Genomic DNA, 21847 nt, shown 5'->3' on the forward strand with positions numbered 1-21847 from the left:
TTTTCAATCTATCTGTTACCCATCCAACCCCCATAATGGACTGGGAGTTCCATACGAAGTGACATATAGCTTGTCCCTTGCTCGTGTACTGGCAACATATAAAAGAGAGCGCTCTTTTTTTTCCAGCGCCTGTTTTTTCTCTTCATCTTTTTCCAAAAGAGTATATTTGGGCGGAATTACATCCTTATTGACCCCGACAATAAAGACAATCCGAAACTCCAGTCCTTTACTGCAATGCATCGTTCCACAATTGACTCCATTTTCTTTTTGAACAAAACGGGACGTTAAGGTCACAACTGGAATCTGGTATTTCTTTAATACATTTTTCAATTTCTCCACCATCTTGTTGGTTCTTGCCAGAACGGCAATTTCATAACTCTTGATTCCTTGTTGCAACAACTCTTGGATCTTGGTCACCACAAACTGATGCTCTTCCTGTTCTGTAGCAAAATGCAAACGTTCTGGAGGTTCCCCATAAATTAACGAAGTATCCTTTCCCCTCAATCTTCCTCCATCCAAATCATCAAACTCAAAACCCTGTAAACGTTTCATCGCTTGCTCACGAATTTGCTCGGTGGTTCGATAATTGATCCTCAATCGCTTTGAGCGCTGGCCTCGAATATTAATTCCGCATTGATGCAAAATAACTTGCCGTGAATAAATCCGTTGATGCGGATCTCCAACAATAAACAAATCATTTGCCTGGGCAGGTACTAAAGCCCGCAAAAGCTTGAACGCCTCCATATGAAAATCCTGTGCCTCATCTACTACTGCTGAACGATACACAAACTGGCCTGGATTTTGCTCCAGCCATTTACGGGCAATATGTAACAAATCAATGATGTCATACCATCCCAGCTTGTCCATCTGTTCCCGATAGAGTGTAACGACTTTCCAGATTCTCTCCCGCTCCCGATTGGAAATACGTATTCCCCGTCCTGTGCGTGAGACTTGAGCATATTCTTCCCATGTCTCAATTCCATAATTTTGAATGATTTGCTCATACTCTTGAACAACAAAAGCCAATTGTTCCTCTGGATAATGAGATAACTGACATGCTTTTAACCACAATTCTTTTGCTTCCATGGGTTCTTTCATCACTTTTTTGATCGGGATTTTTACATAGTGATCAATGATCTTGCGCACCAATTGATCAATTGCGATCACATCCATTTGCTTTAGTTCACTGTCTGAGCACATCGTTCGCAAACATTCCTGTAAATAATCGGCCAAATTGGAATTGTACGTAGTAACCAATATCTTTTCGTGAGGCTCCAAGACTTTTCGTACCAACCGCCGCGCACGATGCAATGCAACCACTGTTTTACCCGTTCCTGCTCCTCCCAATACACGAACAGGCCCATTATAATCTTTTTCTACCAATACTTTTTGGCTGGGATGAAGGAAAATCCGCCATTTTTCCAGCGGCTTGGTCAAGATTTCGTTTAGCTGCTCGTCATCCGAAATAACCACGATATGTCGGCTGGAGTGTATACTTTTGATGGCTTTTTCAAATGCGCTTGCTTCATTCGCCTGATTGGCCAACTGTTGGGCTTCCATCCGCAATTCTTCGATAAACCGTACAACCTCATCATATTCTTCACCATGGGCCAAATATTGAAGTGCCTCCCATGCATCAGAGGGCAATAAATCCTTTTTTTGCTCCAGTTCCTGAATGGATTGGATCTTGCGAACTTCAGCGACCAATGCTTCTGGCACACCCAATGCCTGAATCTGTTTATCGGTTAAATGGCTGAACAGACCATAAATAAAAAAAGATTCCTCGAAGCGCGATGATTCGGGATCTGCTTCTTCAAGTGACCACATCTGGATCACACCTGTATCAGGATTGATGGTAAACCGTTTGCGCTTCGCCCAACGGTAAGCTTCATCATGATGATCCACCCATACTAGTAGCATCACATCGCTTTTTTCTGGACGTACAACAATGGCTCGATATGTATCGTTCACGCGAATGGAATATACCCGCGGATCAGCCGCTTCTTTAAACCGTTCCAAATTCAGGCTGGAATAAAAAGAATCTTCACGCAATTTTTTGATCATTTCTTGCGTCCTTTTTTGCTCTGATTTAGGCAGTTGCGAAAAAGATTCCAAAAAGGTATCTTGAATGGCAATCGTTGGCATCTCTTTTTCCCCCTTTCTATTTCATCTATTGTAAATTATAAATCATTTTCTCCGGAAAAGGTTTCATTTCTACTTTTCTGTCAACTTTCATAACCAATGGTCGTAGCATGAGCCATTGCCACTGGACTCATCTGAGCCCACTCATTGTAAAAATGAACCTGGTGTTTGGCAAGCTCCTGGAAAAAGGGGTGATCCAGTTCGCCAGAGATCCACTCTTTCTTAACCGCTTCATAAGAAAGCAGCCATTCTTCACCAAAACTGCCGTTTTGCTTCACCATTTGTTCCCAATATGTTTTCTCTACACCACTGAGAAGGCCTGAATGAAATAAATCGAGCGAAAGTAAAGCTACCATTGAATTTTTAATCGATGAGAGAGATTGACCAATCGGTGATGGTAACTGAATCCCTAAACATTTAGCCAACCACAAAGCCCAGGCTACTTCATAATCATGGTTATAACGCAAATGTCCCGTGATCGATTGAATTAAAGTTTGACAGATACGATCCAGGTCGAGCGGCATCTTTCGCCGACGAAAGTAGGAAAATAGATGGGTCACGACTGGATATACACCCGGTTCATCCAACAATGTTCGAAGCAACCAGCTTTCATAGATTTCCCAATTAGCTGGATGCATGTGGGTTGGCACTGACTTCTTCAGTGCATACTTCATAATGGCTGGTTTTTTCACTTTTTGATACCAAGCGATGGCTTTATGAAACAAATTAAATAAATCCATTCTTTGGCTCTGAACTGAATCTGAACGAACCTGATATAAATCGAGTTCCAATTTCCATGGTTCAAAAATCATTTCAGGTAAATAAACGATTTGGGTTTTATGTGGATTGATTTCCAACTCATACTCCGCTAACAGTTCCTGAATCATCGTTAATGCTTTTTCCGCCTGCCCCATACTGTCAAAATATAAATAAAAATCATCGACATAACGCAATCCGCAAAGTTCAGGCATTTTCTCCTGTAATCGTTCATCGATCGCACACGCAATGACTTCTGCAATCACCAGTGAAGTGTCTGGGCCAATCGGAATGCCCAACGTTTGTCCCTCTTGGGTATTGCGAACACAAAAATCCAACCGGTTTCCCAGTAACTGTCGGTCCCTCCTTTTCTTTTTGCCAATCTCTTTGGTATGTAATGCCCAGGGAATAACGTGTGTATAAATCGTTGAGTAAAAACGGGAAATATCCGTAAACAGCACCACACGGGATGCTGTTGAACGAATGAATCGTTTTTCTTGCACAGACTGAAAATTCTCAGCCCGTTCAACGGCTCGCTGATCACTGGAGTCAATCACAGGATAGCTCAGTGAAAGATTTGAGCGCTGAAAAAAAGCGGATAAGGTAGACCAATGGTTAGAAATTTCCTTGGCCAATAAAAGTTGGTGCAGTGGATGTGGAATACTGACAGTTCGCCGATAATGCTTTTGCTTCGGAACAGAAAAAGTTATACTTTTACTTGGTTTTACTGTAAATTTAAGAGAGATTTTACTTAAACAGCCAGCCAATGTCTCTGTTGAAAAGACAGGCGGCAGTTCTCTCGGAAAATAACCCCAACGCATCAAACGTTCAAATAAATCCATGTCTCCATCATCCTTTTTATCGATCTGTAAAAAATAAGACAATTTACTGGAAAAACAGCAAAATCCATGGTTTTTTCCTCTGTTTTTTGATAAACTCTTTTCATGTACATGGTATTGAAATGATGTAATCCAAACTCAGACAAATTGTCTAGAATAATCAATATCTTCGATCGTTAATACATTTGAAGTAATGGATGTAGACTTAAACCAATCATTACATTTTCTTACTATTGCCCATAACTATTTATACAATATAATAAAAAGGAGTATTATTTAACATTCATTCTCGGTACAAGGTAATCAGAAGAAAGGTGATTTCAGTGAAGGGAAAAAAATTGGGTGGGAGGTACGAAATCATCCAGTTGGTCGGCGGCGGCGGAATGGCTGAAGTATACAAGGCACGCGATCTGAAAAAGAATCAATTTGTTGCGATCAAGATTTTGAGTGAATCACTCAGCCATGATAATGAATTTATCCGTCGTTTTATTTGGGAAGCCAAAGCAACTGCCAAATTATCCCACCCAAATGTCGTCAAGGTTTTCAACATTGGTCAAGAAAATAAAACGCATTATATGGTTATGGAATATATAGAGGGGCGATCACTCAAATCCCTGATCAAGCAACGTGGTTTCCTGTCTCCTCATGAATGCATCAATATTGCCATTCAAGTTTGTGACGGTTTATCCCATGCTCATCAAAATGGCATTATCCACCGGGATATTAAACCTCACAATATTTTGTGTACGCATGATGGGCAATATAAAATTACGGATTTTGGCATTTCACGTCTCGTCAAACCACAATCCACTTTTACCAAAACAGGAATGGTGATGGGATCTGTCCATTACATTTCCCCCGAGCAAGCTCGTGGTTTAAGAGTGAGTTATCCTTCTGACATTTATTCATTGGGCGTGGTTCTATACGAAATGTCTACAGGCAGACTCCCTTTTGATGGTCGTGAGAATATCGCCATCGCTTTACAACATATCCAGGAGCCCATCCCTGATCCGAAAAAGATCAATCCAATGATTCCCAATGAGTTATGTCAGATTATTTACAAGGCCTTGGAAAAAGATCCGAACCGTCGTTTTCAATCTGCATTTGAAATGAAACAGGCCCTGTTACAAGCACGATCCACCATTCCAAAAGATCCTGTACCACCTTACTCTGTCAATAAACAGACAAACAGCGTGAGACATCCCAAACCTTTATCGTCTCATTATTCCAGGTCACAAGAGAGCCTGAATCGTCAGCAGGCAAGCAAACCATTTCATCGACCACATGCAACGAAACCAGTAACCAAATCACAGGAAGTCCTTGCACAAAGATATATTCCCCAAACTTCTCCTTTAAGTCGCGCTCGATCTCAAAAACAGTCATCAGGAATATGGGAAGACTACAAAAACGCGATTGTTGCGCTTGTGATTGCATCCATTGCAGGTCTCATTCTTTCCTATTTTCTTCTTGTTGATTAAAAGGGGAGCATTATTTACAGCCACTGGGGATTAAAGGCAGCTCTGCTATTCCCATAAGGAGATTGTTAGGACAAACAAGAAGTGATAGAATATTTGCGCAAGATGTGCTTGCCTCGCTTGTAGCAGGAACAGTTCCCATGTATGTCATGGTATGGGGTTCTAGGTGGCGAACAAATCTCTTCCACTAGGTAAAACCATGCGGATGGCACACCCCTGAACTTGGGCGCTCACTATAACGGAAACGGACTGCGGACGCTAACGATCCAAGAATCCCACTGATTCAGCTGTGGGTGTGTCAACAAAGAAAGCTTTTTCATTGATTAACCGCATTTTCGTCAGTACGAAACCTTCCACTCGACAATCCTTTCTTCTGGGTATCGCTACGGGGCTGCCCCTTAACCTTTTGAGTAAGCCCCGTATTCATTCTACCTACATACCCTATATTGCATCAAATTCCCAGAGTCTTACCTCTATTTATTCCCCATTTTTTGTCAAGTCTTTGAGAAAGAAAATATGATGTACAATGAATGTTGATTCATACTAGCAGCAGGAAATTGAAAAAATGTTGAGCCTCCTGGATAAACGGCATGTAGTGGGTTACCTACATAGACAAGAGTCCAATTTCGCTCTTTTTGCATAATATAACCCATGCTTCACAATACAGCATCTGATAAATCATAGTGGGACAGAGAAGAGACTACTTATCCAGGAGGCGTACAGATGGGTTACTACATTACGGTTGAACGGAATGTAAAAATTTTCGTTGAGGATACAGATCCTGGGCATGGCAAACCCATCTTGTTCATACATGGATGGCCGCTCAATCATAAGATGTTTGAATATCAATTCGACCAACTTCCAAAAATGGGCTACCGTTGCATTGGGGTTGATTTACGCGGATTCGGGAAGTCGGATCGCCCTTGGAAAGGCTATTCGTACAACCGGTTGGCAGATGACATCCGTATCGTGATTGATACTCTAAGATTGGAGGATATCACCCTTGCTGGACACTCGATGGGTGGAGCCATTGCTATTCGGTATTTGGCTCGGCATGCAGGACATAAAGTATCCAAGCTGGCCCTTATTGGTGCTGCGGGCTTCACCAGATATCCAGAATATTCGTATGGACTGGCAAAAGAGGAAGTGAAGCGGTGGGAACGGTCATGGAATAAGTTAATTGAAGCTACCTATACGGATCGCCCGAAAATGCTGGATGGCGTTGGAGACATATTTTTCGCACGTTATGTAACGGGGAGTTTCAAAGAATGGTTCCACGGATTGGGAATAGAAGCGTCTGGCCATGCAACAGCCAAGTGTGCAGTTTCCCTTCGGGATGAAGATTTAGGATCAGATATGTCCAAAATCCATGTTCCTACTGGAATTTTCCATGGCAAACAGGACAGAGTCTGTCCATTCGTGTTTGCCGAATTGATGCACGCCAGAATCAGGGGATCAAAACTTATCCCCTTTAAGTATAGTGGTCATGGATTGTTCTACGAAGAGTTGGAAAAATTTAGTCGTGAGCTTGTACGCTTCATCGGATAATATGGAATGAAATCACATGCTGCCCCTCCAATACAGATATCACCTTTTTTCCTCAGGTAAGAACTTTTATTACTTAAATCGGCCTTGAACCCGGAAGGATTCATAACTATGTCAAAATGGCAGCATGAAATAGCGTAATAAAAAATACCTCCAGTTCTTAAAACCAGAGGTATTTTTTATATATCATTATTGGTCTTTTGCCGCCCAGTTTTTAACCGCATCGTATGCTTTTGGTGCCAGTTTTGTACCTGCATTGTATTCATCAGGGATTCCATGTGAGATGACACCCAAAGCGTAATAGCCATACTTTTTGCTATATTGGAAAACCGGACCGCCGCTTTGTCCAGCGGTTGTGTCAATATAGTATTTCATGATCCGGGAAGTTTCACTGATAACTTTGCCACTGCCTTTCCACATGGTGAAAGGTTTTTTCACGGCAGGATATCCTACAGCCGTCACGGTTTGTCCTTTTAATGTATTGGCTGGACGAAGCCCGAAATGGCCTGATTTCTTCCCTAGAGACTTATCCGTTGTAATGACACCGTAATCATAGTTGAGGTTTGCTTTTTTCCAACCTTTTGCAAAGGAAAAATCAATTCCTTTGGCAATTCCATAGGGGGCAACGAGATTTCCTCTAGAGTCTGCTGTAGCTGCCGGGATGAAGCGGATGTTTTTGGCATATTGATTGGTCTCTGGATGGTATAGGCAGTGAGCAGCAGTTAATACAGTATTCTTATCAATGTACGCACCACTGCATGTGAATGTATCTCTTCCAAATTGGGCGATAATCATTCCTGTTGCACTATAGGGGAATGTTTTGGTGTTAGTAACACGAGTACGATCGTCTTTTCCGATCACTCCAGGAACCTGACTGGCTGTAAATAGCGTTTTTGTCGTATATGATTTTGATGTTTTGCTAATCGGATCATATACTTTTACTTGATCAGGAAGACTTACCTTTTCATTGGTTAAGCCCTGCTGGGTACCTGATTCACTTTTTTCTACTTCCTGTTTTGCCTGGGCATTCACTTTGCTTGCCTGTTGCTGGAGTTGCTCTACAGACAGAACTTTTCCACTTTGGGTAACCATGGCTTCATCCTGTACATCCACACCAGCTTTGTTGGTATTGGCGAAAGCAAGCGTAGGTGTGCACAAAACTAGCAAGCTGGATACTGTGGTAATCAGTTTCTTTTTCATCAAATTCCCCCTTATTTTTATACACAGGAATATTAAAATATTAATTATATAAAATGTAAATAGAAAATCTTTTTTATCATAAAAAGGACAAGATTTTTTATATAAATCTTGAACATTTGATATCACGGCTATCTTGAAAATTTCAATACGTTTCTCCCGGCTTCGGGTATAAATTAATTTTTATTTTTAATAAACAATTATATTTCAAATAAATATAAAAACCGTCTGAAATATGGTTATGGTAGTATCAATTGAAATATATTCTATATATTGTGAATAACACACGTTTGTTTTGAGCCAGCAGCCGTGATTTGATCCATTGATTTTGGATTCACCATTAAAAGGACCCCATTAAATATAAAAAAAACCGAATGATCTTCCAGAATCGGATCACTCGGTCAAAGATTAACGGTGAATAGGAAGCATTGGTTCAAATGAAGGTTTTCTGGCACCTCACCTCCTCTTGTTATTAATAGATCGGTACCCATCCTTCCTTTGTTTTAAAGATACGGATCGCAACAACCTGGCGGTCTTCCATCAAGGTGAAATAGTGACGATAATTGGCTGGAACCGAAATCAAGTCCCCCGGTTCCAATTCGGCATCAAAGTAACGCCCATTTGGGCCTTGAATGGCAAAAATACCATGACCACTCACAATAAAGCGAACCTCGTCTTCCGTGTGATGATGCTCTTGCAGAAAGTTTTTTAGCAGTTGCTCCAGATGGGGCGTTGCTGGTGAGAGTGAAATGACATCTTCAGTAATATAACCATAACGAGCAGACAGATCATCAATTTCTTGGCGGTAGGTCTGAATAATCTCAGCTTTCTCTTCATCGGTCAGGTTATAGTTCTCACGTAAATGAGCTGGCAATTTCTCAACATCCCAACGTTCATAGATGACGCCCTGGCTTTTCAGGTAAGCGACCACTTCTTCGGGTTTTTCCAGTCTCTCATTGGTGTCATGAAAACGTAATGTTGCCATAGTTACCATCCTCCTGCTGTCATTTTTCTTTGCTGTGTGTAAATCGCTTGGGAAACCAATTTTAATTTCAAGTGATAAGAGAACAGGAATTCAAATGCTTCCAAATGTTTCTTCGCCTCAAAGCCGTTTCGTCCCCAAACGGTAATGCCATGATTCCGAATGAGAACCGCTTTCGTATCTGGGCGAATCACTTTGGCTACCTCTTGCGCCAAGCGTCGCAAATCTGCATAATTTTCTACTATAGGGACGGTGATCTCTCCATCTTCGGCCCAAATCCCAAATGCTTTAATGATCTCCTGTCCCCTAAAGGTAACGAACCCCTGATCCGCATACAGCTCGGAAATGACATTGTTATCCACTGTATGTACATGGAGGCAGCAACCTGCATCGGTCAAGCGGTAAATCTCACAATGAATCCCTGTTTCGGCTGAAGCTTTCAAATGCGTATCCTGTAGAGGGCGGCCTTTCCCATCTACAAGGAGAAAGTCTTCAGCTGTGCGTTTCCGCTTATCTTTTCCGCTGGCTGTCACCAGGAAGGAAAGGGGGTTTTCGCTTACCTTGATGGACAAATTGCCGCTGGTTCCTGGGAACCAGTCTCTGGCGGCCAATTCATCCTTGATCTCGGCGAGCTCATTCCACCGTTCTTCCAATACACTCATACCCGTTCTTCCTTTCTTTCAAGTGCATGAATGATATCGTAAAACGAATGAAATGGAGTGTAGGAAATCCCATTCTCTTCACATTTCTCGATCAAGAAATCCCGTGCAAAAACACGATCTGCCAATTTCGCCGCTTGCAGGTCCGTGATCGAATCGCCAATCACAATCCGTTCATAACGCCCAGGGTCAAATTTTCGCAATATCGTTGGTTTGCAACAGCCACAATCATTGGTACAAGGTGCTTGACAGGCATACGGCCAGACAATCTGAATATGTTCCCCTGAAAAGTCACTGCCATTACAGAAAATATGCTCAGACTCAATCAATCCATCGAGAACGGGATAGACAAAGAAGTCGATGCCTCCACTAACCACATACAGGCGAATCTGCTTGTCTTGTGTAAAACGGACAAAGTCAGTAAATCCCTCCCGAATCTTCGTATTCTCTAACACAAACTGCACGATTTCTTCTCTGAGTGATGATGGCAGTAAAGAGAAGAGCTTTCCTACCCCTTGGCGAATGGAAATCTGTTGGGCGAGAATCTGGTCCTTGATTTCCTCCCAACCAGGTGGAGCGAAACGTTTCATGATCGAAACGATATTATCTTTCTCGGTAATGGTTCCATCAAAATCACAAAATATCACCGGTATTTTACCCATCGTTTATTTTCCTCCCCACAACGCCAAAGCCCGATCCAGTTCTTTGTGTTTTGCTGCAGTTTCTTCGATGCTTTCCCGATTCAATACACTGTCGATGACCTGACGGAACGCTTTGCCACCTGCTATGGTTCCATCCGGATGACCATGAATTCCTCCACCTGCATTAATGACAGAATCGACACCAAAATCCTCGATCAGCTTTGGAACCAATCCTGGATGGATTCCGGCAGAAGGAACAGGAAATGCCCGTTTTATCCCATCTTGAGGGCGAGTCAATTCTTTACCAATCGCCAATGCTGTCTCTTTTTCCAACGCTACACTGCCATAGGGAGAAGGAAAGAGTACCAGGTCCGCACCTGCCAGGCGTAAAAATTTACCCAAGAGCAGTGCATGATGGATGCCATAAAGCCTGGACGATGTCAGTGCGCCAGAAACGGCAGGATGAGCAAGAATGGGCACTGAGATTTCTGGATCTTCTGCCAGTGCTTGCAACACGTCCAAACCATAAGCAAACACATTGAAGAGAATGGCATCTGCCCCCAGCTCTACGGCTTGTTTGGCTTTTTCCAACAGTTCAAAAGTGGGACCTGTCAAATTAACGGCATATAATGTTTTTTCCCCGGTTTCTTCTTCTGTTTTTTGCAACACTTCTTTGGCTACCAAAATACGGGAAGTAAAAGGAGTCATCGGGTTATCGAACAAAATCTCATCATCTTTGACTAAATCGACACCACCCAAAGCCTGTGCCCGGAGTTGTTCGGCAAAGTAAGAAAGATCCCGGCCCAAAACACTTTTGAAAATACTCATCAGCAAAGGTCGATCATATACCCCCAGCTTTTTCCGGATTCCTTCAATACCAAATTTAGGTCCTGGAAAGTACTCCAGCAAATCAGGTGAAAACTCCAAATCCAATAATTTGATTTCCCCATCCAAGGAAAGTTTGCCGAATACCGTAGTTAAAATCGCTGGAAAATCGACAGAAAAATTGGCTGAAGGATACGCGATTTTAATCTCTGCCTTTTTTCTTCTTTCCCCGAAAAATTGATTTACTTGCTCATCTTCTGGCAATTCCCTGATTTCGATGACACGCCCTTTATGTTTTTTCAATTGCTCTTTTTCCAAATCAGGCAGGTCTGTCCAGGTCCCCACCGTCAATCCCAACGCAATCCCTTCCGCTTTTTTGGTAAACTGACCCGCTCTATCATAAACTTGATAAGTTGCAATCACTTGTCCCATCAAACTCACTCCTTTTGACCATAAAAAAACCTCTTCCAAGAGGAAGAGGTTTTGTTTGACGCTCAGACTCCACCACTTCCTCTTATCTCTCAGCCTAAACGCTGCGAGAATTAGCACCGTGCCTTATGTGGCTGGATGCCACGGCCCCTGATTGTCTCAGGTGCCCCATCTCACGATGGCATTACGGTCGGTTGCTGGGCTTCATCGGGCTCGTCCCTCCGCCTACTCTTGATAAGAGAAGTTTGACCATTTATCCGTATTTGAATTTACTTGTGATTATGACAGGGAATGAATATATTGTCAACCACTATTTTCAGATTCATTTTATTCAAAGGCTCGGATGAATATCACTTGCTTTTAAATAAATCTGTTTTCTTGCTCCTAAACTTTCTCCATGCTTACACTTCCACTTTTTTTAACACATAAGCCATGCGCTCAGCGGCTTCAACCAGCCGGCTCTCATCTGTTAACAGTCCTACACGTACATATCCTTCTCCGTGAGAACCAAAGCCGATCCCGGGTGCTACCGCTACATGCGCTTGCTCCAGGAGTAAATCAGCGAATGTTTCTGATGTATATCCTTTCGGCACAGGTAACCAGCAAAAAAATGAACCTTTCGGTGCTTGCACTTGCCAGCCCAATGCCTGCAATCGCCCAATAAACGCATTTCTCCGCCGTTCATAGATCTCAACCAGTTCTCTGACGCAATCCTGCGGGCCAAGCAGTGCCTCTCTGGCCGCTGCCTGTACCGCCCCAAACAAACTGACATACATATGATCCTGGTACAGGTTGATACTTTCAATGACCTGCTCGTTCCCCACCATAAAAGCGATCCGCCAGCCTGCCATGTTATAGGTCTTGCTTAAAGTGTAAATTTCCACACCCACTTCCTTGGCCCCAGGTGTCTCCAGAAAGCTAATCGGTTTTTGCCCATCATATCCAATCGCTCCATAAGCAAAGTCATGAACAACCAATAAACGATGTTTGGCTGCAAGCTCCACCGTTTCAGCAAAAAATTCAGGGGTAGCAGTAGCTGCCGTCGGATTATTGGGGTAATTCAAAAACATGAGCTTTGCTTTTCTCAATACTTCTGCGGGAATCTGTTCATAATCAGGCAGAAAATGATTTTCAGCCAGAAGCGGCATCATATGCATCTGAGCTCGAGCGAGTGCAATCCCAGACCAATAATCCGGATAGCCTGGATCTGGAACCAGGGCGATATCTCCAGGGTTCAAAATGCAGGGTGAAATTTCTACCAATCCTGCTTTACCACCAAACAGAACGGCTACTTCTTTTTCTGGATCCAGCTTTACTCCATATTCTCGTTCATAAAACGCTGCAACCGCTTCTTTCAAAAATGAATAACCGCGAAAGGGGGAATATTTATGAAAATCAGGATTGTCTGCTGCTTTTTGTAGAGCTTTTACTATATGAGAGGGTGTGGGCAGATCCGGATTCCCCTGTCCCAAATTAATGATATCCACACCTTGCTTAACAAAAGCATTCACTTTTTTTACCAATTTGGCAAAAAACTGTTCCGGTAATCGATTTAATATTTCAGCTTGCTCAAATCTTTTCAATTCCTTCACATCCCAAAACAATCATCTTGAATTCTAGTGTCATATGTTATATGTTGGAGAATAGTTTGTCAAAGATTTTTTGCCAATGGAGGGTTCCCCTTGAAGCTGAATATCGCAGTTCTCCAAATCGACTTGGCTTTCGGCGATCCCGTACAAAATCTGGCCAAAGTCAAACAAAAAATCCAGAGATTAGTGGAAAAAAACACCAAATTGGATGTCGTTGTTTTACCAGAGCTGTGGAACACGGCCTATGATTTGACACGTCTTGACGAAATCGCTGATCCAGAAGGACAAATCGTCCAGCAAGAAATCGGTACACTGGCGAAAGAACAGAACATCCACATTGTGGCAGGATCCATTGCCAAAAAAACAGACCAAGGGATCTACAATACATTAACCGTTTTCGACCGAAATGGCGAAAAAGTCGGAGAATACAGCAAGCTCCATTTGATCCGGCTGATGGATGAAGAGAAATATCTCACTCCGGGACAATCGATGGGACTATTTGAACTCGATGGAGTCCCTTGTGCAGGACTCATTTGTTACGATATCCGCTTCCCCGAATGGGTTCGAAAACATATCCTGGCTGGAGCCCAGGTTTTGTTTGTTCCAGCACAGTGGCCTTTATCCCGTGTCAAGCATTGGCGGAGTCTGTTAATTGCCCGTGCCATTGAAAATCAGTGTTATGTAGTGGCTTGTAACCGAATCGGACACGATCCCAATAACGCATTTGCCGGCCATTCCATGATCATTGATCCCTGGGGTGAGATTTTGGCTGAGGCAGAACGGGAAGAAACCTCGCTCGTGGTTGAAATCGACACAGAGCAAGTGATCGAAGTCAGAAAAAAAATTCCGATCTTTGAGGATCGCCGTCCTGAACTGTATTAAAAAATTTGTATTGACAGATAACAAACATTCATTTATGATTTCGAATAACAACTGAATCGTTTTGCATACTCTCTTATCCAGAGCAGGTGGAGGGAACTGGCCCAATGAAGCCCAGCAACCGGCCGTAATACCATCGTGAGATGGGGCACCTGAGACAATCAGGGGCCGTGGCATCAAGCCACATAAGGCACGGTGCTAATTCCAGCAGAACTCAGGTTCTGCAAGATAAGAGGAACAGGAAAAAATTCTGAGCCTCTTTCTTGCAGAAAGAGGCTCTTTTTATGTTGACCAAAAAGGGGGAGAAAAGGTGAAACACCTAAAAGCACTCATTGGACTACTTCTTATTGTATCATTATTCGTTGCGGGTTGCACAAACGAACAAGACCGTGTGGCTCAAAAGGGACAAACAGGAACGAACAAACCATCTTCACAAGAAAATCAAGCACAGGCATCCACATCTGATGAAATTCCTGCCAAGTTGAAAAAACCGATCAAAGTAGCAGCGGTCACCCAGTTTTCGATTGGTACTTTCTCCTCTCAGTATATCTCCGGAGTCAAAGAACAAGTTGAAAAATTTGGTGGACAAGTGCAAATTTATAACGCCGACAATGATTTGGCCAAGATGGCTTCCTATGTCGAAACGGCAATCAACCAAAAAGTAGATGGGATTCTTATTGACCATGGAAAAGCAGATGCACTCGCTCCGAGTGTCAGAAAAGCGGTAGCTGCCGGTATTCCAGTTGTGGCTTTTGACAGCGATTTGGATATTCCAGGTGTGACTGTCATCGACCAGGATGATTACACACTGGCTTGGAATTCCCTCCGCAGTTTGGCACAGGATATCAACGGTAAAGGAAATATAGTCTATATCTGGGTAGCCGGATTTACTCCAATGGAACGGCGAAATGTAATATATGAGGCCTTTAAGAAACGTTATCCAAATATTAAAGAGATTGCCCGTTTTGGAAACGCCAGCTCCAATACCGCTCTTGACACTCAGTCGCAAATGGAAGCATTGCTGAAAAAATATCCCAAAAAAGGAGATATAGCGGCAGTTTTTGCTCCATGGGATGAGTTCGCCAAAGGGGCAACACGTGCCATTCAACAGGCAGGACGTACTGAAATCAAAGTATACGGAATTGACTTAAGTGATGAAGATTTACAACTGATGCAAGCCCAAAACAGCCCCTGGACAGTGACAACGGCAACAGATCCAGCCGATGTCGGGCGACTCCAGGTACGTTTTCTCTATCAAAAAATCGCGGGAGAACCAACTCCGCAAGTGTACAGTATCCAACCTCATCTGGTTGACAAACGAACATTACCCAAACAAACCATCTCCATGAAAGATTTGGGAAAATATGTACCGGGCTGGGGGCAATCCCAAGCAGGAACTTCTCCATGGATGAAAAAACTGATCGAGGCGAATAAAAAATGAATACGCTAACAGTCAAACATCTATCCAAATCATTTGGACTTCATCCCGTACTCCGTGATATTACCATTTCCTTTCACCCTGGTGAGGTTCATGCGCTACTGGGTGTAAACGGGGCTGGTAAAAGTACGTTGGTCAAAATTTTATCGGGTGATATTCAACCAGATCATGGCGAGATTCAAATCGGGGAGCGCTCCTTGCGCTTCTCTTCTCCCATCGATGCCAAACACGAAGGAATCGATATCGTGGTGCAAGAAGTGGATACCGCTTTGGTTCCTGAACTGTCTGTTGCAGAAAACCTCACCATTCACGAATTGCTTCGTGGATCACAATGGATCCGTTGGAAAGAGAGAAAAAAGTTAGCCAGACAGCTCTTACAAGAAGTTGGAGCTGATATCGATATTGATAAACAGGTTCGGGACTGTACATTGGCCGAAAAACAGATGATCCTGATTGCCAGAGCCATTAACAGTCAAGTCAAATATCTCATCCTGGATGAACCCACAGCACCACTGAGCGAAGTGGAAACATCGAAATTATTTGCAGTCATTCGCAAGCTTCAAGAAAACGGGATTGGCATCATTTTCATTTCACATCGTCTGCCAGAAATTCAAACGATCGCTGATCGGGTTACGATCTTACGGAATGGTGAAGCGGTTTGCACCAAAAAGATCCATGAAATCACACCTGACGAAATGATTCGTCACATGCTGGGAAAACAACTTGCTTCCAATTTGCCAAGAAAATCGAAAGAAATGGGACCTCCCTTGCTAGAGGTAAATCAGTTTTATGTGGCCAAAACCGGAAAAACCCTGTCTCTTTCGGTTCACGAAGGAGAAATTGTCGGCATTGCCGGGCTGGTAGGTGCAGGTAAAACGGAAACCGCTCGCGCTCTTTTTGCAGCCGATGAACATCACGGAACCATTTCACTGAAAGGAAAAAAACATTCCTTCAAAAATCCCCATCAGGCGATTCAGGCCGGGCTCGCCCTCGTTCCCGAAGAAAGAAGAAAAGAGGGAATACTGGTTGATTTTCCTTTAGCTGAAAACCTCTCTTTACCCATTCTTGAGAAACTGAGCTCATGGGGTTGGATCAAGAGACAAAAAGAAAAAACATTGGCTGAACGCTTGGTCAAACAATTGGGGATCAAGATTCCTTCCCTTTCTCATCCTCTTCGCTATTTAAGCGGAGGAAACCAGCAAAAAGCTTCCATTGGCAAATGGCTGGAAACCCAGGCGGATGTATTTATTTTTGACGAACCTACCAAAGGAATCGATATTGGTGCCAAAGAAGATGTGTTCCAACTCATTCGCTCCTTGGCTGAACAAGGAAAAGGAATTTTGTATTTGACAAGTGAAGTGTCCGAACTTCTATCATTAGCTGATCGGATCCTTGTGATGTACAATGGCGAAATCATTTCTACCTATCACTATCCGGAGTTTTCATTGGAAAAAATCATGTCAGATGCAACAGGGGGACATCATGCAACAGGTACTGAATGAGACAAAATCAACGCCAACTACCCGAAGGGGTAAACAGGCCATTCTCTCCTTTTTATTCAAACATGGAACATTACTCGTAATTGCACTTACCATCATTGTATTTAGTTTATTAAACGAAAAGTTTTTAACCTACGCCAATTTCACCGATATTTTACGTTCGATTTCCATTATTACCCTGCTCGCTATCGGTGTAACGATCTCTCTGATCGTGGGCGGTTTTGATCTTTCAGTCGGATCGATTGCCAGTGTCGCTACCATTGCCAGCGCTGCCGCACTCGTATGGTATCGCCAGGAAACCATTGTCGCTATAATTATTCCTTTACTCATCGGTCTTCTTATCGGATTGTTCAATTCCTTGTTAGTTGTAAAAATCCGCATTCCAGATCTATTGGGAACACTGGCTGTCATGTATATTGTGAATGGAATCCATTTAACCTTTACCAAAGGTTATTCCATTTACAACAATATGCCGATGGAGAATGGACAGATTGCACCCGGGCAATTTCTCCCTTCCTTTTTATTTATCGGGCAAGGTGAAATCTTTTCCGTTCCTTTTCCCGTCATCCTCATGCTAACCTTTGTCATCCTTACTCATATTCTTCTGAACTATACCCGTTTTGGCCGCTTGCTCTATATCACGGGTGGCAATGAAGAGGCTGCCCGCCTGTCGGGTGTACCCGTGCAACGTTATAAAACCTACGCTTACATCTTAAGTGCTCTTTTTGCAACATTGGCCGGGATCGTCCTTGCTGCCCGGATTGGAACGGGACAGGTTTCTGCTGGTGCTCCCCTTTTAATGGATGGGGTTGCCGCTTCCTTTATTGGTTATTCTGTATTTGGAGCAGGAAAACCCAATGTGATTGGTACCTTTTTTGGTGCTGTATTGATCGGCATTTTGCTAAATGGATTGACCATGCTCAATGTTCCTTACTATGCACAGGATATTATCAAAGGATCTATTCTAATCTGCGCTCTTGCCTTTATGTATGTACAAAAGCGTAATCGTTAAGGAGGATATTTATGGCTCAATATCAACCTCTAACAGAAGAAACTGCTGTACAGTTAGTCATAAAGCTGCAATACTTCAGAGAAGATGCCACCCTGAAGGTCAAAGAAATTGGTGATGGCAATCTGAATCTGGTTTTTCATATTGTGGATGAAGAAAACGGTAAATCGATCATTGTCAAACAGGCATTGCCTTATGCCAAAGTTGTTGGAGAAAGCTGGCCCTTGACTTTGGAACGGGCTCGTTTTGAAAGTTCTTTCTTGCAAAAAGCAGCTGAATATGTGCCTGATCTGGTACCCAAAGTATTTCACTTCGATGAGACACTCGCCATTATTGTGATGGAAGACCTTTCTTCTCATACCATCCTGCGCAAAGGAACCATCGAAGGGATCATCTATCCAAAACTGGCCGAGCACATCGGGACGTTCGTCGCACAGGTCACTTTCCATACCAGCGACTTTTACCTCCATCCGTTTGAGAAAAAACAGCTCGTCAAGGAATTTATCAATCCGGAACTTTGCAAAATTACGGAAGACCTTGTCTTTACGGATCCATTCTTTGATCATGAGACCAATGATTTCCCAGATGGGATTCGGGATACAGTTGAACAACTTTGGCAAGATCAGGAGCTGAAACGCGAAGCTGCGAAACTGAAATTCCAATTCCTGACCCAAGCCGAAGCGTTGCTACACGGAGATCTCCATACAGGAAGTATTTTTGTGACCAAAGAATCTACCAAAGTGATTGATTCGGAGTTTGCCTACTTTGGACCGGCAGGATTCGATCTGGGGCAATTCTTTGCAAACCTGGTGCTCAACTACATCTCCCAGGAAGCTCATATAGAAGAGTTAGAGAAACGGAAGCAATACCAGGCTTATCTTGTCGATACGATTCGGGAAACATGGTCTCATTTCACCAAGCAATTTACTGAACTCTGGCATAGCAAGGGGAATGAAGTATACACCAAGGTGCCAGGTACACTGGAAAGCTTCTTGAACAAAGTCTGGACTGACGCAGTTGGCTTTGCTGGTTGTGAAGCGATTCGCCGTACAATTGGACTTGCCCACGTAGCTGATCTTGACTCCATTCAGGACCTGGACAAACAGTATGCAGCCAAGAAAAAAGCGCTCGCCATTGGAGCAGAGTTCATCAAAAAACGGAAACAGATTCAATCGGTTGAGCAGTTCATTGAACTTTTCCATGTAAAATAGGTAAAGGAAAACAAATATTTGATATAAAAGAAACCGCTTCTCTTTATTCTGGAGTAAGCGGTTTCTTTCATTTTTCTTGAATATGTTCATGAGGACATCCCAATCGGGGTATGCTGAATGACAAGAGGTGATCTGCATGAAAGGATGGATCGTCAAACTGTTCGTTTGTCCTGCTGTTGTTTGGATTTCCACTTTTCTATTCCAGGATGTGTATTATCCTGCCCCTTACCAATCCCTTGTGACAGGATTGATCTTGGCTATTGTGGCACATCTGATGGAATTGATGGTACTTCGGCCTGGGACATTTTGGTTAAGTACGGGAGCCGATTTTCTTGCTGCAACGGTTATTGTCTATATCAGTCAATGGTTCTTTGCCGGCTCACGGATCACTTGGGCAGGTGCTCTTCTTACGGCCTTCTTTCTCGCAGTTACTGAGTACTTCCAACATATCTGGCTACGGAGTATCTTATCACCCATGGTACTCCTTTCCCATTTCTCATCAGCTTCTTAACCCAACCAAAAAAGTCCCGCTGGAAATAGTGCCCTCTTGGTTTGGTTAACTACGCTATTCCTTGTACTTTTTCCAATAGTGAGCCAAAGTAAGAAGAGGCCAGATATAGTTATAACTGTGATAATGAATATAAAACTGGCCGGCGAGCCCTGCTCCAGTGGGATAAGCATGCACCCAGCTCTCTTTTTCCAATAATCGGAGTAAACACATCATCCCTTTTCTCATTTGCGGTGTTGGTTGATCATGACAGGCAATCAGTGCATCCAATGCCCAAGCCGTTTGCGATAACGTAGATGCCTGGAGTGGAATGTAGTGACATTCCACTTGGCTCCGGCATGATTCTCCCCACCCACCATCGGGATTCTGGATGGAATACAACCACTTTATCGCTTTTTGAACCGCTGGATGGTAGTTGGGAAACTGTACAGCAGCCATCCCTGTCAACGCTGCCCAGGTCCCATAAATATAAGAGATTCCCCAGCGTCCAAACCAGGAACCATCGGTTTGCTGGTTACGAAGAAGCCAGTAAATTCCACGTATCACAACCGGATCATGAATCGTCCATCCTAATTGGCTACCGAAAAATTCCAATGTCCGCCCCGTCATATCAGCCGTAGACGGATCCCCGACCACGGTTTTGGCATCAGAATAAGGCAACAGATAAAGCCATATCTTATTGGTGTTCTTCTCAAATGCAGGCCAACCCCCATCCCGATTTTGCATCGAAACCAGCCAATTCACCCCTTTTAACCATTCAACCGAATGCTTTCCTTTTCGAACAGTGGGTGCAATGGCCCGAAGACAAGCAGAAGTATCATCCACATCCGGATTGATCGTATTACTATGCGAAAAACCCCACCCACCTGGAAGTACACCTGGATTTTGCAATACCCAGTCCCCCAAATTTTTGTGCTGATGCTTCAGCAAATAATGAAGACCGCGGCAAATCGCTGGATGTCGGCTGCTGACTCCCGCTTCCTGTAAAGCATGTAAAATTAGCGAAGTGTCCCAAATCGTGGAAGTTGTCTCCTGCAAATGTATTCCCTCTGACACTGGATAAGCCAGACATTCCAATCCTTTCATCGCCTGCTTGATGACAGAATGATCTGATAGTCCCAATGAGGCAAGGGCAAATACCATCAAAAAAGTACTGGTTAAATAGCTGTATAATGTGCCATCTGGCTCGATTCGATCCAGCATAAACTGCCTGGCATAACAAAATGCCCGCTCTGACAAAGATTCTCTAGCAAATGGAAAATGGAGACTGGCAGTCCATTTCAATGCTCGCCGCCAAAAACGGCTCTTGTTATGTATCAAATCAGTACCACACGAACCCAGCCATTCCGAAACGAGCTCTTTTCGAGGCAAATCTACAGAAAACTGGCGATTCGCCAGTATTAAAATGGGCGCCAGGTGCACTCGGGTGTATCCAACAAAATCAAAGAAATGAACGGGCGATCGCGGTGGCAAAAGTAAAAACTCGATGGGGATCGTAGGTTGCTTCGTCCATGACAGGTGACCAAAAAGACTTAATATCACTTTGCTCAGCGATCCACTTTGTGTCATGCCACCCTGTGACAAAACAAATTCCCGCGCTTTTTTCATCTCAGGATCACTGGGCTTTTTGGCTCCTGAATAAAGCAAGGCCAAACAACTGAAAAGTGTTTCACTCACATTTCCATCTTCATCTTCATACAGCTTCCATGGTCCTTCCACGGTTTGCTTACATAATATCCGCTCAAGGAGCAGATTTCGGAGTGGCCGATTCTCCCACTTCAACCACTCCATCAATAAAATCATGAGTGAGTCTGTCAACGTCCCGCCTTCAAAGCAAAAAATCCAAGAACCGTTAGAAGACTGCTTTTGAAGCAATTCATCCATCAGGCAGTTCATGGCCTTTTGAATGTGGTCCATCATCTGATCTCGCCCCCTTGCTTACTATAAGGTTTATTCAGCAAATGGGGCCGGGAGACTTCGGATGTATCCATTCACCGCCTGAACCTGTTTCCACGCCATAGAAAAAAAAGAACCAGGCTTACTCCTGCCAAAACAAGAAAAACCATAAACTGAAGCTTCATCAGCTTGGTCAGTAACATCAGAAGAAAAATAACCATCAATAACAACACAAATGAAAATCGATTCATTTTCATTAAATCTCTTCCTTACTGCTTACGATAGATTGACCACCCATACATAAACGCTGCGGATTCCTGGGAGCCAG

General features: G+C 43.3%; 17 protein-coding genes and 2 riboswitches. Of the genes, 8 read left to right on the plus strand and 9 right to left on the minus strand.

Features of this window, described 5'->3' with window-relative positions; genetic code table 11:
- Positions 1–15 precede the first annotated feature (15 nt).
- Positions 16–2145, minus strand: coding sequence for a UvrD-helicase domain-containing protein (locus BMZ78_RS03255; protein WP_093227966.1), 2130 nt, complete (start codon positions 2143–2145; stop codon positions 16–18).
- An 80-nt stretch (positions 2146–2225) separates the two neighbouring features.
- Complete coding sequence (locus tag BMZ78_RS03260; RefSeq protein WP_093227967.1) at positions 2226–3740, minus strand: RNA-directed DNA polymerase; 1515 nt, start codon at positions 3738–3740, stop codon at positions 2226–2228.
- A 320-nt stretch (positions 3741–4060) separates the two neighbouring features.
- Between BMZ78_RS03260 and BMZ78_RS03265 the strand changes: the two genes are divergently transcribed.
- Both BMZ78_RS03265 and BMZ78_RS03270 read left to right on the plus strand, forming a co-directional pair.
- Positions 4061–5215 (plus strand): protein kinase domain-containing protein, encoded by a 1155-nt coding sequence (locus BMZ78_RS03265; protein ID WP_093227968.1) that lies wholly within the window; start codon positions 4061–4063, stop codon positions 5213–5215.
- Positions 5216–5935: 720 nt separating this feature from the next.
- On the plus strand, positions 5936–6760 hold the full coding sequence (locus tag BMZ78_RS03270; protein ID WP_093227970.1) for an alpha/beta fold hydrolase: 825 nt from the start codon (positions 5936–5938) through the stop codon (positions 6758–6760).
- A 186-nt stretch (positions 6761–6946) separates the two neighbouring features.
- Here BMZ78_RS03270 and BMZ78_RS03275 read toward each other — a convergent pair whose 3' ends face one another.
- From BMZ78_RS03275 to BMZ78_RS03300, 6 genes are all read right to left on the minus strand, one after another.
- Positions 6947–7957, minus strand: a complete 1011-nt coding sequence (locus BMZ78_RS03275) for a trypsin-like serine peptidase (RefSeq protein ID WP_093227971.1) — start codon at positions 7955–7957, stop codon at positions 6947–6949.
- A 469-nt stretch (positions 7958–8426) separates the two neighbouring features.
- On the minus strand, positions 8427–8939 hold the full coding sequence (locus BMZ78_RS03280) for a 1,2-dihydroxy-3-keto-5-methylthiopentene dioxygenase (protein WP_093227973.1): 513 nt from the start codon (positions 8937–8939) through the stop codon (positions 8427–8429).
- Between the two features lie 2 nt (positions 8940–8941).
- A complete protein-coding gene (locus BMZ78_RS03285) occupies positions 8942–9598 on the minus strand; it encodes a methylthioribulose 1-phosphate dehydratase (RefSeq protein ID WP_093227974.1) in 657 nt (218 codons plus the stop codon).
- Entirely contained in the window at positions 9595–10257 is a 663-nt protein-coding gene (locus BMZ78_RS03290; protein ID WP_093227976.1) for a 2-hydroxy-3-keto-5-methylthiopentenyl-1-phosphate phosphatase, read from the minus strand. Before BMZ78_RS03290 ends, BMZ78_RS03285 begins: the two co-directional genes overlap by 4 nt.
- A gap of 3 nt (positions 10258–10260) precedes the next feature.
- Positions 10261–11493, minus strand: coding sequence for a 2,3-diketo-5-methylthiopentyl-1-phosphate enolase (locus BMZ78_RS03295; RefSeq protein ID WP_093227978.1), 1233 nt, complete (start codon positions 11491–11493; stop codon positions 10261–10263).
- 79 nt (positions 11494–11572) lie between these two features.
- Positions 11573–11731, minus strand: a riboswitch (SAM riboswitch).
- 160 nt (positions 11732–11891) lie between these two features.
- Positions 11892–13073 (minus strand): pyridoxal phosphate-dependent aminotransferase, encoded by a 1182-nt coding sequence (locus BMZ78_RS03300; protein WP_093227979.1) that lies wholly within the window; start codon positions 13071–13073, stop codon positions 11892–11894.
- 48 nt (positions 13074–13121) lie between these two features.
- On the opposite strand from BMZ78_RS03300, the gene BMZ78_RS03305 reads away from it, so the two are divergent.
- The 6 genes from BMZ78_RS03305 to BMZ78_RS03330 all read left to right on the plus strand — a co-directional run bounded on the left by BMZ78_RS03305 (position 13122) and on the right by BMZ78_RS03330 (position 19626).
- Positions 13122–13961 carry a carbon-nitrogen family hydrolase gene (locus tag BMZ78_RS03305; protein WP_425263910.1) on the plus strand — a complete coding sequence of 280 codons (840 nt, stop codon included), beginning with the start codon at positions 13122–13124 and terminating at the stop codon, positions 13959–13961.
- A gap of 70 nt (positions 13962–14031) precedes the next feature.
- Positions 14032–14193, plus strand: a riboswitch (SAM riboswitch).
- A gap of 75 nt (positions 14194–14268) precedes the next feature.
- The gene (locus tag BMZ78_RS03310) at positions 14269–15399 is read left to right on the plus strand and encodes a sugar ABC transporter substrate-binding protein (protein WP_093227983.1); all 1131 of its coding nucleotides are present in this window, start codon (positions 14269–14271) and stop codon (positions 15397–15399) included.
- Positions 15396–16898: a sugar ABC transporter ATP-binding protein gene (locus tag BMZ78_RS03315; RefSeq protein WP_093227985.1), complete on the plus strand. Its 1503-nt coding sequence runs from the start codon at positions 15396–15398 to the stop codon at positions 16896–16898. The genes BMZ78_RS03310 and BMZ78_RS03315 overlap by 4 nt, the downstream gene beginning before the upstream one ends.
- On the plus strand, positions 16879–17907 hold the full coding sequence (locus BMZ78_RS03320) for an ABC transporter permease (RefSeq protein ID WP_093227986.1): 1029 nt from the start codon (positions 16879–16881) through the stop codon (positions 17905–17907). Before BMZ78_RS03315 ends, BMZ78_RS03320 begins: the two co-directional genes overlap by 20 nt.
- Positions 17908–17918: 11 nt before the next feature.
- Positions 17919–19115 carry an S-methyl-5-thioribose kinase gene (gene mtnK, locus BMZ78_RS03325; protein WP_093227988.1) on the plus strand — a complete coding sequence of 399 codons (1197 nt, stop codon included), beginning with the start codon at positions 17919–17921 and terminating at the stop codon, positions 19113–19115.
- A 136-nt stretch (positions 19116–19251) separates the two neighbouring features.
- Entirely contained in the window at positions 19252–19626 is a 375-nt protein-coding gene (locus BMZ78_RS03330; protein ID WP_093227990.1) for a DUF2512 family protein, read from the plus strand.
- Between the two features lie 54 nt (positions 19627–19680).
- Here the strand turns inward: BMZ78_RS03330 and shc are convergent, their stop codons facing one another.
- Positions 19681–21543 (minus strand): squalene--hopene cyclase, encoded by a 1863-nt coding sequence (gene shc, locus BMZ78_RS03335; protein WP_093227991.1) that lies wholly within the window; start codon positions 21541–21543, stop codon positions 19681–19683.
- Between the last annotated feature and the right edge of the window lie 304 nt (positions 21544–21847).

Origin of the sequence: Thermoflavimicrobium dichotomicum (assembly GCF_900114055.1) — a bacterium.
GTDB classification, from domain to species: domain Bacteria; phylum Bacillota; class Bacilli; order Thermoactinomycetales; family Thermoactinomycetaceae; genus Thermoflavimicrobium; species Thermoflavimicrobium dichotomicum.

Coding starts and splice junctions, on each gene's coding strand:
- BMZ78_RS03255 (WP_093227966.1), bottom strand. CDS start 2,145: ATGCCAACGATTGCCATTCAAGATACCTTTTTGGAATCTTTTTCGCAA.
- BMZ78_RS03260 (WP_093227967.1), bottom strand. CDS start 3,740: ATGGATTTATTTGAACGTTTGATGCGTTGGGGTTATTTTCCGAGAGAA.
- BMZ78_RS03270 (WP_093227970.1), top strand. CDS start 5,936: ATGGGTTACTACATTACGGTTGAACGGAATGTAAAAATTTTCGTTGAG.
- BMZ78_RS03275 (WP_093227971.1), bottom strand. CDS start 7,957: ATGAAAAAGAAACTGATTACCACAGTATCCAGCTTGCTAGTTTTGTGC.
- BMZ78_RS03280 (WP_093227973.1), bottom strand. CDS start 8,939: ATGGCAACATTACGTTTTCATGACACCAATGAGAGACTGGAAAAACCC.
- BMZ78_RS03285 (WP_093227974.1), bottom strand. CDS start 9,598: ATGAGTGTATTGGAAGAACGGTGGAATGAGCTCGCCGAGATCAAGGAT.
- BMZ78_RS03290 (WP_093227976.1), bottom strand. CDS start 10,257: ATGGGTAAAATACCGGTGATATTTTGTGATTTTGATGGAACCATTACC.
- BMZ78_RS03295 (WP_093227978.1), bottom strand. CDS start 11,493: ATGGGACAAGTGATTGCAACTTATCAAGTTTATGATAGAGCGGGTCAG.
- BMZ78_RS03315 (WP_093227985.1), top strand. CDS start 15,396: ATGAATACGCTAACAGTCAAACATCTATCCAAATCATTTGGACTTCAT.
- BMZ78_RS03320 (WP_093227986.1), top strand. CDS start 16,879: ATGCAACAGGTACTGAATGAGACAAAATCAACGCCAACTACCCGAAGG.
- mtnK (WP_093227988.1), top strand. CDS start 17,919: ATGGCTCAATATCAACCTCTAACAGAAGAAACTGCTGTACAGTTAGTC.
- BMZ78_RS03330 (WP_093227990.1), top strand. CDS start 19,252: ATGAAAGGATGGATCGTCAAACTGTTCGTTTGTCCTGCTGTTGTTTGG.
- shc (WP_093227991.1), bottom strand. CDS start 21,543: ATGATGGACCACATTCAAAAGGCCATGAACTGCCTGATGGATGAATTG.